Below are 12,808 nucleotides of genomic sequence, written 5' to 3' on the forward strand. Positions count from 1 at the left end.
GGATAGTGTCATGAAATTTGAAAAATTAGGTCAGTCGGGACGTGCCCGTCGTGGTCGACTTACGTTAGAGCATGGTGTGGTTGAAACACCTGTGTTTATGCCAGTGGGTACTTACGGTACGGTTAAGGGTATGTTACCTCGTGACATTGAAGAAATTCAGGCACAAATTATCTTAGGTAACACCTTCCATTTATATTTACGTCCAGGCTTGGAAGTGATTAAAGAGCATGGCGGTTTACACGAGTTTATCCAATGGGATAAACCAATTTTAACCGATTCAGGCGGTTTCCAAGTATTTAGCTTGGGTGCAATGCGTAAAATCAAAGAAGAAGGTGTTACCTTCCGCTCTCCTATTGATGGCTCAAAAGTGTTTTTGTCTCCAGAAATTTCAATGGAGATTCAACATGTACTCAATTCAGATATCGTGATGATCTTTGATGAATGTACCCCTTACCCTGCAACACATGAAGAAGCGCAAAAATCTTTGCAACTGTCTTTACGTTGGGCAAAACGTTGTAAAACCCACCACCATGATGAGCTTAAGAATAAAAATGCCTTATTCGGTATTATTCAAGGCGGTATGTATGAAGATCTTCGTGATGAATCACTTAAAGGTTTATTAGAAGTTGGCTTTGATGGCTATGCAATTGGTGGCTTATCGGTGGGTGAACCCAAAGATGAAATGATCAAAGTACTTGATTATTTACCAAACAAAATGCCACAGGACAAACCACGTTATTTGATGGGTGTTGGTAAACCAGAAGACATCGTTGAGGCAGTTCGCCGTGGTGTCGATATGTTCGACTGCGTCATGCCAACCCGTAATGCACGTAATGGTCATTATTTTGTCACGGATGGTCTGGTAAGAATCCGTAATAGTAAATATCGCCATGATAAAGGACCTTTAGACCCTCATTGTGATTGCTACACTTGTAAAAACTTTACGCGTGCCTATTTATATCATTTAGAGAAGTGTGGTGAGATGTTGGCATCAATGCTCGGCACTATCCATAACTTGCGTTACTACCAACGCCTCACACAAGGGATGCGTGATGCATTGGATAATGGCACATTTGATGAATATGTTCAGGACTTTTATGCACGTCGTGGCTTAGACGTTCCAGCGTGCCCTGAAGACTAATGTGAATGAATTGCATCAAGATTTGCGCCTGATCGCAAGACAAGGTACATTGCAAAACGAATTGGGATTTATTATTAATTTTTGACTTTTTAATTTTAGGAAATCGAAATGAGCTTTTTAATTTCTACTGCTCACGCTGCTCCTGCGGCAGCTCAACCTGCTGGCGGTATGGCAATGCAATTTGTCATGATTGCAGTATTTATCGCAATTTTCTACTTTTTGATCTGGAGACCTCAAGCGAAACGTGCCAAAGAACACCGTTCTTTAATCGAAAGCTTAGGTGTGGGCAGTGAAATCGTATTTGCTGGCGGTTTGATGGGAAAAATCACCAAACTTGATGGTGACTTTGCAGTCGTTGAACTCAGCCGTGGTGTCGATGTAAAAATTCAACGTGCGAGTGTCATTTCAGTATTACCTGAAGGCACACTAAATAACCTTTAATCATAAGATAGTCGTGCCTCAGCACGACTTTTTCATTTAAGAAGAAAGCGAATGCGTTACCCTGCATGGAAATATTTACTGATCCTTGTGGTACTTGTGATCAGTACGTTATATGCACTTCCTAGTTTGTATCCAGATGAACCTGCTGTCCAAATTTCAGGCGCGAAAGCAGGCACAAAAATAGATCAAACCATTGTGCAAAAAGCGGAGCAGATTTTAAAAACTGCCAACATTAGCAGTCACGACAATAGCTTCACCAATAATGCGGCATTATTACGATTAAACTCTTCAGAAGCACAGTTAAAAGCCAAAGAAGTGTTGCGCCGTGACTTAGGTGATGACTATGTGGTTGCACTCAACCTTGCACCAACAACACCAGAATGGTTGCGAAAGATTGGGGCTAAACCGATGAAACTCGGTTTGGACTTACGTGGCGGTGTACATTTCTTGCTTGAAGTCGACATGGATAAAGCGATTGGTCAGCGTATGGAAACATCTGCGACTGATTTGCGTCGTCAATTTCGTGACAACAAAATTAAATTTAATAACCTTGCTTTAAGTAATAACACCATTACGATCCAATTTGCTGATAATGCAGATCGTGATGCCGCGGCAGATTTTTTACGTCGTAACGGTAATGAGTTTACTCAACAAGCCGTTGCAACGACATCTGGCGCGACTCTAAAACTGAATTATACAGATACTCGTCGTCAAGAAATTCAGTCTTATGCAGTCAACCAAAACTTAACTACATTACGTAATCGTATTAACGAACTTGGTGTAGCAGAAGCATTGGTACAAACGCAAGGTAGTAACCGTATCGTGGTTGAGCTACCGGGTGTCCAAGATACTGCTGAAGCAAAACGTGTATTAGGTCGTACCGCGAACTTAGAATTCCGTTTAGTTGCTGACAGTAATGATCAATATATTGATCAATACACTGGCAAATATAATGGTCAACCACTTCCACCGGGTACTGAGGTTTTTGCTTATCAATCTCTGGACAGCGGTCGTCAACTTCTTTTACAACGTAATCGTATCTTGACAGGTGAGCGTGTTCAAAATGCAAGCTCTGGTTTTAGTCAAGATTCTGGCGGCGCTGAAGTAAATATCACCCTAGATACCGCTGGTGGTAAGCTCATGGCAGATGCAACACGTAATGCCGTGGGTAAACGTATGGCGGTATTGTTTATTGAAAATAAACAAAAAATCTCTTACGTTGCTGATCCTATGACGGGTGCTCAAACTGAAGTACGCACACCATATACAGAATCTGTGGTCATCAATGCGGCAACCATTCAAGCTGTATTGGGCTCACAATTCCGTATCACGGGTCTTGACTCACCTCAAGAAGCTGCTGAACTTGCATTAATGCTACGTGCTGGTGCATTGGCTGCGCCAATGTACTTTGTTGAAGAGCGTGTCGTTGGTCCAAGTCTTGGTCAAGAGAATATTGATAAAGGGGTGTTATCTACCCAAATTGGTTTCTTGCTCGTTGCGATTTGGATGATCGTATTCTTCCGTCTCTTTGGCTTAATCGCAAACTTTGCCTTGGTGTTCAACCTTGCCATGATTTTGACTTTCATGTCATGGATTGGTGCTTCCCTCACCTTACCAGGTATTGCGGGGATCGTCATTGGTATTGGTATGGCAGTCGATGCCAACGTACTGATCTGCGAACGTATCCGAGAAGAAATGCTCTGGGGTGCATCACCGAAACAAGCCATTATCGCGGGTTATGATCGGGCCTATAACACCATTTTTGACTCGAACTTAACCACTTTCATCGTGGCATTTATCTTGTTTGCGATTGGTACTGGCCCAATCAAAGGCTTTGCGGTTACCTTGATGATCGGTATCGTATGTTCAATGTTTACTGCGATTACTGTGACACGTGCTGTCGTACAGCTCATTTATGGCAAACGCCGTAATTTGACTAAGTTGAGTATTTAAGGAGATTCACATGACTGATCTGACTCAACAAGACTCAAAACAATACGGTCGCCCAGATGATCTAAAAATCATTCCATTTATGAAGATTGCTAAGCCTGCTGCAATCTTCTCAATCTTGATTACCCTTGCGAGTGTTTTTTTTATTGTGACCAAAGGCTTAAACCTCGGTTTGGACTTTACAGGTGGTGTGTCTGCCGAGTTGAACTATAAACAAGCAGTTCAACCAGCTCAAGTTGCTCAAGCACTCGATAAAGCAGGCTTTAAAGATGCCGTTGTACAAACATTAGGAAGTAATAAAGACCTGATTGTACGTATGCCAGTGCAAGAAGATCTTAAAGTTGAAGATCTAAACGATACCATCACTAAAGCAGTCCAATTGCCAAATAACCAAGCAGAAGTTCATAAAGTTGACTCTGTTGGCGGTCAAGTCGGTAATGAGCTTTATATCCGCTCTGCAGGTGCGCTTGCACTTGCTTTGATCTTAATGCTGATCTACGTCACCATTCGTTTCGAGTTTAAACTTGCAATGGGTGCCGTAATTTCATTATTTCACGATATTGTAATTATCATCGGAACGTTTGCATTGTTCCAATGGCAATTTGATTTAACCGTGCTTGCAGCAATACTTGCGGTAATGGGTTTCTCACTCAACGATAATATCGTTGTATCGGATCGTATCCGTGAGAACTTCCGTAAAATTCGTGGAGCAACACCACGTGAAATTGTAGATATCGCATTAACAGAGACCTTGCGTCGTACAATCCATACCTCAATGACTCTATTACTTGTGGTTCTTGCCATGATGTTCTGGGGAGGTGATGGTTTACATTGGTTCTCAATTGCTATGTGTGTAGGTGTCTTTATCGGTACGTACTCATCTATTTATATTGGTACTGCATTTGCTTTATGGCGTGGTTTAAATCGTCAAGATTTTATTGTCCAAGTTAAACCTGAATTTGATGAAGAAGAAATTCCTTAAATCTAAATCATCGTAAAGTTCAAATCAAAAAAGCCAGCATAATGCTGGCTTTTTTGATTAAGATTAGAGCATGGGGTTGTACGTTCTTCATTTATCAATGTTGAATAATTTGAATCTGTGGAAACTGAAATCCGCGACAAGACTGCTCTGCACGCCATGCGATAGTCAGCACGATCTTCTGATTTAAAACAAAATTTTGATAAGCAAATGTTCCAATCAAAGGATGAGTACACATTCCACCATCATTTGATGGATGAACTTGTGTATTTAGACTATTTAAATCCAGTCTAATTCCAAAACCTGATGCCTTTAAAACCGCCTCTTTAGTGGTCCATACACGTAGCCAATATTCCGGATCTTGATCTTGTTGCTGCCAAGTTTGATATTCTTCAGGATGAAAGGCATGTTGAGCCAAGGCATCAAAACGGACTTTACGATCCAGCTCTTCCACATCAACACCAATCTCTTTCATACGTTCACTCATCGCCAAAGCATAGTATTGCTGACTATGTGAATGGTTAAATTCCAAGGTATGAGAGCTTAAAAATGGCTTGCCATATTCATGTTTTGAAAACTGTAAATCCTTAGTTAAACAATTTAATTGATCTGCCAAAAGTTGATTGCGATAGGCTTTGATCTGTTGTTTTTGATAATCATTAAACGATCTAAAATCTGAGAAATCTGCTTTATCTCGTTCAAGAAGTGAAGCCAATGCTTGAACATGGATCTGAATAATTCGTGCAGCCATCCCTATCATCTCTTATAAAAAAAGCCCAACGTAACGTTTGGGCTTTTGATATCAAAATCAGCTTAACGCTTGAATTTTTTCTCAGCCTTTTTAAACTTCTGTACATAACGACGTTTACGTGCTGCAACACGCTCATCAACTTGAGATTTACGACCTTCAAATGGGTTTTCTGAGGTTTTAAAATCAATACGCACAGGTGTACCTTCAAGCTTGTACACTTTACGGAACACATTTTCCAAATAGCGACGGTAATCAGCAGGGGTTTTATCCACTTTGTTACCGTGAACCACGATTGTTGGTGGATTTTGTCCGCCCATATGTGCATAACGCATTTTAATACGCTTACCACTAATCATAGGTGGTTGATGCGCGTCAGTCGCGTCATTCAAAATCTGCGTTAATTTTGCTGGTGAAACTTTTAAATGCGATGAATCATAAGCACGATGAATCGTTGGGTATAAATCACCCACACCAGTTCCATGTAATGCAGAGATTAAATGTACTTTCGCCCAAGGAATAAAGTCAAAACGACGATCAACATCAAGCTTACATTGCTTACGATCATATTCGGTCATGTTGTCCCATTTATTAATGGCAATCACCATGGCACGACCAGCTTCTAATGCATAACCAATTAAATGTAGATCTTGCTCAACGACCCCTTCACGCGCATCGAGCACAACAACAATCACGTGAGCATCTTTGATCGCTTGTAATGTTTTCACGATTGAGAACTTCTCAATCATTTCATCAACTTTACCTTTACGACGTACGCCAGCGGTATCAATCAACGTATATTGACGACCATCACGCTCATAAGGAATATAAATTGAGTCACGCGTAGTACCAGGCTGGTCAAATGCAACTACACGCTCTTCGCCAAGCAAGCGGTTGACTAAAGTCGACTTACCCACGTTTGGACGACCAATAATCGCCAAACGCAAACCTGTATTTTTGTTATGTTCTTCAGGATTTTCATCTTCTGGCACTTCAGCTAATACTTCCTCAAGCATTTGCTGTACACCACGACCATGGCTGGCCGCAACTTGAATAGGTTCTCCCATACCAAGTTTATAGAATTCAACTAGCGCGGCTTCTGCATGAACACCATCAACCTTATTGGCAACTAAATAGACTTTCTTACCTAAGGTACGTAATTCACGAGCAATCTGTTCATCTGATGCCAACAAACCTGCACGCGCATCCACAACAAAAACAATAATGTCTGCTTCATGGATGGCAGTTTTTGACTGCTCCGCCATGTATGAGTCAATACCGCCTTCATTCTCACCAATACCACCCGTATCAACGACGATGAATGATTTATTTTGATACACCGCATCGCCATATTTGCGGTCACGAGTTAAACCAGCGAAGTCAGCAACCAAAGCATCACGACTTTTAGTGATTTGGTTAAATAGCGTTGATTTTCCGACGTTTGGACGACCAATAAGCGCAATAACGGGTTTCATAAATTAACCTTAATTCAGACGAGCCATCATTGATGACATCGTATCAGAAACAGTATGGAAGATTTTGGTGATCAAATAATCACAATAAAAATTCGGGGTTTTATTCAAACAAATACCCCGATCATTCTTTTATTAGCAATTGCTAATTAAACATTTTACCACAAGCTAAGGCAAAATTAACGATTCTGCCAAATGCTTAATACACCTTTTCGAGTTGCAACGTAAAGCTGATTATCAATTACACGCAGTGAACGGACTTCACCACTGGTTTTCGCACGACCAATCAACTTCCCTGTATTTGGATCAATCAAATGAATAACTCCATCTAAATCGCCAACCACAAGGTTCTGTCCAAGCATCACAGGATTACTCAATTGACGGTTAAGTAATTCCTCATTCTGCCAAAGTAGTTCGCCTGTCGCTAAATTATAAGCTTTCAATTTTCCATCTGCAGTCGAGACAAAAACTTTATCACCTGAAACTTCAGCGCTATTGGTACTACTTGCTTCCTCACTCCACACCACACGCTGTGTTGCAAGATCAGTAGTTGTGACTTGTCCTTGGAAACTGGTTGTTACCAGATATTGGCCTGCAACAACTGGGTCACCGACAACATCAATCAGACGTTGAATATCCGAACGACCATCACTTACTGCAACTCGACGTTGGAAACGCGGCACGCCACTAATTACATCCAATGCATAAACATAAGCATTCGCGGATGCAACAACAACAGTGCGTTCATCTAAACGAACGGGTGCAGGTTGACCACGTAAACTAAACTGAACGTTTGGTAATTTATATGCCCACACCTGCTGTCCAGTAACAGCATCATGCGCAAATACAGTCCCGTCATTTGCAATCGTAATAACCCGTCCCGATTGAATGAGTGAAGGAGACAAAATCGCACCAGATAATTTGGCAGACCATTTTTGGCTACCAGTAGCCTGATCTAAAGCAAATAACTCACCTTTACGATTACCAATAATGACAATACCCTCACCCGCTTCTACACCGGCAGTGAGTTCTTGCTTAGTAACCTTACTTTTCCAAAGACGCTGCTTATCTTTATAAGCAGAAACCTGACCATCTGGATCAATCGCAAAAATTACACCGTTATCTGTATCTAACTGCAAGCGCAAAGCTTCTGCTGCATTTGTTGACGAAACACTTTGAGAAAAGACCAGATTTAAGCCTTGCTGTTGCGTAATTTTTGGCAACGGATTCGGTTTCACTTCTTTTACTTTATTGGTTGAACATCCAATTAATAAAGCTGAAGCAATTGCAATTGCCAAAGGTAATTTTAGTTTGTTCTGCATTAAGACTCATCCACTTTGGTATCTAAGATCGGGCGCTCAATTTCAGGATCATCTACTAAAATACCAACGCTTTCGAGTTTAATTTGTAAAAGCTGACGCTCTTGTTTACGTTCAATGAGGCTACCCCAAGCACTTTGATATGCTTTTCGCGCCGATGCAGTATCTTTCTTTGCAACAAAAATATCACCACGTAACTCTTCTGCAGTTGCTTTAAACGCTGGTTCAGTCACGTTTGATAAGGTTTTCAGCGCCTCATCATATTTCTTTTGTGCTAATTGTGAATCCGCTAAACGTATTTTTACAATTTGCAGCAAACCCGCATCTTTAACTTTTGAGTTTTCAACTTTCTTTAATGCTTTTTCAGCTGCAGCATAGTCTTGTTTATCATAAGCAAGCTTCGCCAAGATAAATTGGGTCTGAATCGCCTGAACCGAGTTAGCATCATCTTTCACAATTTTATCTGCTGCTTCAGATACTGTAGCGAAAGCATTTGGTTGACCTGATGCAGCCTTAGCTTCGTCCATCAATTTTTGTACTTTCGCCGTTTGGCTCTGTGCCTCAGCTAAATTTTTCTTTTGCCAATACTCCCATCCGAAAAAGGCAATCAAGGCAATCAGAATCCCGCTAATCATGGCAGAACCATATTTTTTGCCAAAAGACTTTAATTGGTCGAGCTGTTCTTCATCACTTAAACTCATGTGATTGTCCTTTCCCTAAATATTGTGCAATTTATTGTTTAAATTTTTCGATAAAAAAAGATGTCAGCTCAGTTAAAGCGACCTGCGCCTGCTCACCCGTTGCTAGCTTTTTGACCAAAAGCTGTTGTGATTCCCACTCGCGCTCACCCAAAATCACTGCATAGATTGCACCCGATTGATCAGCCTTTTTCATTTGGCTTTTCATACTGCCTTGTGAACCTGTTTTCAGACGAATTGAGCTGCTTGCTGCTTCTAACTGGTCACGGATTTGCTCTGCTAATACTAAAGCTTTAGCTTGAAATGCAGGCTCAGCCAATAAGAAAACTTCACAATCACGTACTTCTTGGGCTTGTTCAACCTGCTCAAGCAACAACAGTAAACGTTCCATACCCATTGCAAAACCAACTGCAGGTACAGATTGATCTGCTTTACCTTTCAGTTGTCCTACCAAGCCATCGTAACGACCGCCTGCACAAACCGTTCCTTGTGAACCCAACATCGTTGTAGTCCATTCAAATACAGTTTTGTTGTAGTAGTCCAAACCACGCACTAATTTCTGATTAATTACAAACTCAACGCCTGCATCAGTGAGGTACTGTTGTAACTGTTGGAAATGATTGATCGAATCTTCTTTTAAGAAATCATGCAACTTTGGTGCATTTTCTAAAATCTTTTGTGTTGATTCAATTTTAGAGTCTAAAATACGTAATGGATTAGTACTTAAACGGCGTTGTGAGTCTTCATCTAATGCATCTTTGTGCTGATTTAAAAACTCAACCAAAGCAGCACGATATTCCGCACGCTCATCCGTCTCACCTAAAGTATTGAGTTCTAGACGAACATTTGCTGCTACACCCATACGTTTCCATAGGCGAGCCGTCATTAAAATGATTTCTGCATCAATATCTGGCGTTGCCACACCAAAAGTTTCAACACCAAATTGATGGAACTGGCGATAGCGACCTTTTTGTGGCTTTTCATAGCGGAACATTGGACCCACATACCAAACACGCGGTGTTGCGCCACGCAATAAGTTATGTTCCAACATCGCACGCACACATCCAGCCGTACCTTCTGGACGCAAAGTTAGCGATTCAGGCGGAGTACCTTTATCAAAAAAGGTATACATTTCCTTTTCAACGATATCGGTTGCATCACCAATGGCACGCTTAAACAAACCCGTTTGTTCAACGATCGGTAAACGGATTTGTTGATAGCCATAAGCATCCATTAAAGATGCTAATTGTTGTTCCAGACTTCTCCAAGCAGCAGTTTGTGTTGGAAGGGTGTCATTAAAACCTTTGATCGCGACAATTGAACTCATGATGAACTACGAATAATTTCTTTAGATTTAGCTTCTTCAAGCTCTTGAACACGTTGACGAACCATTGTTTCAATTTCATCAACCAACTGATTTGTGTCAATTAAATGACTTTTTTCACCATTACGATAGACCAGTGAACGTGGTGATGCGCCAACGATACCGATATCCGCCTCTTTAGCTTCACCAGGACCATTCACTTTACATCCAATCACAGATAAATCCATCGGTGTACGGATATCTTCTAGGCGCTCTTCCAAAGCCTGCATCACTTGAATCACATTAAATTCTTGACGTGAGCAGCTTGGGCAAGCAATAAAGTTAATCCCATTTGAGCGTAAGCCCAACGATTTTAAAATATCAAAACCGATTTTAATTTCATCCTCAGGTTCAGCCGCGAGCGAAATACGCATGGTATCGCCAATGCCTTCCATCAACAGTCCGCCCAAGGCAATTGCTGATTTGACTGTACCCGTACGGTAAATACCTGCTTCAGTCACACCAAGATGCAGTGGATTATCTATCTGTTGAGACAGCAAACGATAAGCATCCATGGTTAAAAACACATTGGATGCTTTAACACTGACTTTAAACTCATGGAAATCTAAACGATCTAGAATATCAATATGACGCATTGCAGATTCAAGCAAAGCTTGTCCTGTTGGCTCACCATATTTCACTTGTAAATCTTTTTCCAATGATCCTGCATTCACACCGATACGAATGGAAATACCATGATGTTTTGCCGCAGCAACAACTTCACGTACTTTCTGATCCGAACCAATATTGCCTGGATTAATGCGCAAACAATCTGCGCCATAGTCCGCAACTGCTAAAGCAATACGATGATCAAAGTGAATATCGGCAACTAATGGTACAGAGACTCGTTTTCGAATTGCCCCAAAAGCTTCTGCTGCTTCCATTGACGGTACAGAAACACGCATGATATCCGCACCTGCATCTGCACAGCGCTGGATTTGCGCTACAGTTGCATCCACATCACAGGTTTCAGTATTGGTCATACTTTGAACACTGATCGGGGCATCACCACCGACATACACTGAACCAACACGAATTTTACGTGTCGGACGGCGTTTAATTGGATTCACAATCATCGTATAGCTCTACTCTTTGGCATTAACGAGACAAACGGAATTCTGCTTTTCCATTAACCGTATATGGAGACAAAGATATTTGCTCCTGATTCAAGGTCAAGGATACAGCTGTTGCATCATCTAAACGAATTTGGAATGGTGATTCACCACTCAAAGTTAATGTAGATGCTTGACGACCTGTTGCCAATACTTTACCTGTTGCATCAACAATATGCACAGATGTTGGTCGACTAAAGTTCAAAACTAACTGATCGCCAGAAGTTGGGTTCGTTGTGGTTCCCATCGGTATAATTTCGACATCAGAACTTTTTGCTTTAGGCGCTTCAACTTCATCATCTTTGTGGCTAGATGTCCAATTTTGTACAGCCATCACTGCCAACCAACCCAAAACTAAAACAGCAGCTAAAATAGCAATACGCTTCAACCATTTACGATTACGTACACTTTTCGAACCAGATAGTTTACCCATGATCTTGATAGGAGAATTATTCAAGGCATGGTTTGCTTTAAGGCCAGTATCATTAACATAAATTTCATCAAAACGCTGAATAATCACACTTGCGTCTGCATGTAAATATTTTGCATAAGCTCGATAGTAACCTTTGATAAAGGTCGCCTCAGGTAATGATTTATAATCATCTTGCTCTAATGCCGTTAATGTTTTAACGGGCATATTCAATACGCTTGCAATTTCTTCAAGTTCTTTCTTTTGTGCAATACGAATTTGACGCAAATACTCACCAGGTCGTTGAATATTTCCTAACGTTGACGATGGCGAGGTTGAGCCAGTTGGCTGATGTGAATTTGGATTTATTTCCATACGGCCTCAGTACTGTACTGTAATTGCAAATAACGTTGATATTCTGGACTATCAGGAAATAATGCTCGTAATTGATTCACTAACACTTGCATTCCTAATTGATCCGCACTCGATCGAGCAATGCGTATACCAATCCAAAGTGCACGCGCACCTTGGTTTTTTTGCCCCACATTACGAACATACTGTTCGTATAGTTGCGATGCATCTCTATTATTTTGTTGCAAATAGAAAATTTCTGCCAACTCTAACATTGAAATAGTTGCGTTACGATTTGCTTGTAGCGCTTGTTTGAATGCTTTTTCAGCATTCGCAACATCGCCTAACTTTAAATAGATTCGCCCTAAGTTTTCCAACGATTGAAATCGCTGTTCATAACCTAAGGTTGCACCTGCACGGGTAAATTGCTCAATCGCTTCATTATAACGTTGCATTTGATACAAATATGTACCGTAATTATTACGAGCTTGTGCATTATCTGGTTCTGAAGAAATCGCACGCTTAAAATAAGCATCTGCTTTTTCCATATTGGACTTACTGCCTTCTTGTTGCAGTAGAATCCCCATCATCATATTGGCGTTTGCATCACGCGAATCAATATTTAAAGCTTGATCAAGAGAACGTTTAGCGGAATCCAAATCACCTGTACGAATATATTCAGCAGCCAGTTGAGAACGAACTTGCACTGCCTTTTCTGGATCTTTTTTTAATCCTGTAGCAGATTGGCAAGCAGTTAACCCTAGTACTGTAAACACAACAGTTGGCACTATAATCGTTTTTAGTCGAGTTGTATTCAACGCTATA

General features: G+C 40.9%; 12 protein-coding genes. 4 read left to right on the plus strand and 8 right to left on the minus strand.

Translation table 11 applies throughout. The features are described 5' to 3' along the window. Positions 1-10: 10 nt before the first annotated feature. The 4 genes from tgt to secF all read left to right on the plus strand — a co-directional run bounded on the left by tgt (position 11) and on the right by secF (position 4,514). Positions 11-1,141 carry a tRNA guanosine(34) transglycosylase Tgt gene (tgt, locus tag O1449_RS12475; protein WP_269228772.1) on the plus strand — a complete coding sequence of 377 codons (1,131 nt, stop codon included), beginning with the start codon at positions 11-13 and terminating at the stop codon, positions 1,139-1,141. A 108-nt stretch (positions 1,142-1,249) separates the two neighbouring features. Next, positions 1,250-1,582 (plus strand): preprotein translocase subunit YajC, encoded by a 333-nt coding sequence (gene yajC, locus O1449_RS12480; RefSeq protein WP_269228773.1) that lies wholly within the window; start codon positions 1,250-1,252, stop codon positions 1,580-1,582. A gap of 51 nt (positions 1,583-1,633) precedes the next feature. After that, the gene (gene secD / locus O1449_RS12485) at positions 1,634-3,535 is read left to right on the plus strand and encodes a protein translocase subunit SecD (RefSeq protein WP_269238473.1); all 1,902 of its coding nucleotides are present in this window, start codon (positions 1,634-1,636) and stop codon (positions 3,533-3,535) included. A 10-nt stretch (positions 3,536-3,545) separates the two neighbouring features. Then, on the plus strand, positions 3,546-4,514 hold the full coding sequence (secF, locus tag O1449_RS12490; protein WP_269228775.1) for a protein translocase subunit SecF: 969 nt from the start codon (positions 3,546-3,548) through the stop codon (positions 4,512-4,514). Positions 4,515-4,608: 94 nt separating this feature from the next. Here secF and O1449_RS12495 read toward each other — a convergent pair whose 3' ends face one another. From O1449_RS12495 to pilW, 8 genes are all read right to left on the minus strand, one after another. Then, entirely contained in the window at positions 4,609-5,262 is a 654-nt protein-coding gene (locus tag O1449_RS12495) for a 4'-phosphopantetheinyl transferase family protein (protein WP_269238474.1), read from the minus strand. A 62-nt stretch (positions 5,263-5,324) separates the two neighbouring features. Then, on the minus strand, positions 5,325-6,734 hold the full coding sequence (der, locus tag O1449_RS12500; protein ID WP_269228777.1) for a ribosome biogenesis GTPase Der: 1,410 nt from the start codon (positions 6,732-6,734) through the stop codon (positions 5,325-5,327). A 176-nt stretch (positions 6,735-6,910) separates the two neighbouring features. Further along, positions 6,911-8,053 (minus strand): outer membrane protein assembly factor BamB, encoded by a 1,143-nt coding sequence (gene bamB, locus O1449_RS12505; protein ID WP_269238475.1) that lies wholly within the window; start codon positions 8,051-8,053, stop codon positions 6,911-6,913. Next, positions 8,053-8,751, minus strand: coding sequence for a YfgM family protein (locus tag O1449_RS12510; RefSeq protein ID WP_269238476.1), 699 nt, complete (start codon positions 8,749-8,751; stop codon positions 8,053-8,055). Before O1449_RS12510 ends, bamB begins: the two co-directional genes overlap by 1 nt. A 31-nt stretch (positions 8,752-8,782) precedes the next feature. Beyond that, positions 8,783-10,075, minus strand: a complete 1,293-nt coding sequence (hisS, locus tag O1449_RS12515; RefSeq protein ID WP_269228780.1) for a histidine--tRNA ligase — start codon at positions 10,073-10,075, stop codon at positions 8,783-8,785. Continuing rightward, on the minus strand, positions 10,072-11,187 hold the full coding sequence (gene ispG, locus O1449_RS12520) for a flavodoxin-dependent (E)-4-hydroxy-3-methylbut-2-enyl-diphosphate synthase (protein ID WP_004664888.1): 1,116 nt from the start codon (positions 11,185-11,187) through the stop codon (positions 10,072-10,074). The genes hisS and ispG overlap by 4 nt, the downstream gene beginning before the upstream one ends. Before the next feature lie 22 nt (positions 11,188-11,209). Continuing rightward, entirely contained in the window at positions 11,210-12,007 is a 798-nt protein-coding gene (locus O1449_RS12525; RefSeq protein WP_269238477.1) for a helix-turn-helix domain-containing protein, read from the minus strand. Then, the gene (pilW, locus tag O1449_RS12530) at positions 11,998-12,801 is read right to left on the minus strand and encodes a type IV pilus biogenesis/stability protein PilW (protein WP_269228782.1); all 804 of its coding nucleotides are present in this window, start codon (positions 12,799-12,801) and stop codon (positions 11,998-12,000) included. Before pilW ends, O1449_RS12525 begins: the two co-directional genes overlap by 10 nt. Between the last annotated feature and the right edge of the window lie 7 nt (positions 12,802-12,808).

The sequence above is a fragment of the Acinetobacter sp. TR3 genome, assembly GCF_027105055.1.
GTDB lineage: Bacteria > Pseudomonadota > Gammaproteobacteria > Pseudomonadales > Moraxellaceae > Acinetobacter.

Excerpts from the sequence above, each read along its gene's own strand:
- tgt (WP_269228772.1), top strand. The coding sequence starts at position 11 with ATGAAATTTGAAAAATTAGGTCAGTCGGGACGTGCCCGTCGTGGTCGA.
- yajC (WP_269228773.1), top strand. The coding sequence starts at position 1,250 with ATGAGCTTTTTAATTTCTACTGCTCACGCTGCTCCTGCGGCAGCTCAA.
- secD (WP_269238473.1), top strand. The coding sequence starts at position 1,634 with ATGCGTTACCCTGCATGGAAATATTTACTGATCCTTGTGGTACTTGTG.
- secF (WP_269228775.1), top strand. The coding sequence starts at position 3,546 with ATGACTGATCTGACTCAACAAGACTCAAAACAATACGGTCGCCCAGAT.
- O1449_RS12495 (WP_269238474.1), bottom strand. The coding sequence starts at position 5,262 with ATGGCTGCACGAATTATTCAGATCCATGTTCAAGCATTGGCTTCACTT.
- der (WP_269228777.1), bottom strand. The coding sequence starts at position 6,734 with ATGAAACCCGTTATTGCGCTTATTGGTCGTCCAAACGTCGGAAAATCA.
- bamB (WP_269238475.1), bottom strand. The coding sequence starts at position 8,053 with ATGCAGAACAAACTAAAATTACCTTTGGCAATTGCAATTGCTTCAGCT.
- O1449_RS12510 (WP_269238476.1), bottom strand. The coding sequence starts at position 8,751 with ATGAGTTTAAGTGATGAAGAACAGCTCGACCAATTAAAGTCTTTTGGC.
- hisS (WP_269228780.1), bottom strand. The coding sequence starts at position 10,075 with ATGAGTTCAATTGTCGCGATCAAAGGTTTTAATGACACCCTTCCAACA.
- ispG (WP_004664888.1), bottom strand. The coding sequence starts at position 11,187 with ATGATTGTGAATCCAATTAAACGCCGTCCGACACGTAAAATTCGTGTT.
- O1449_RS12525 (WP_269238477.1), bottom strand. The coding sequence starts at position 12,007 with ATGGAAATAAATCCAAATTCACATCAGCCAACTGGCTCAACCTCGCCA.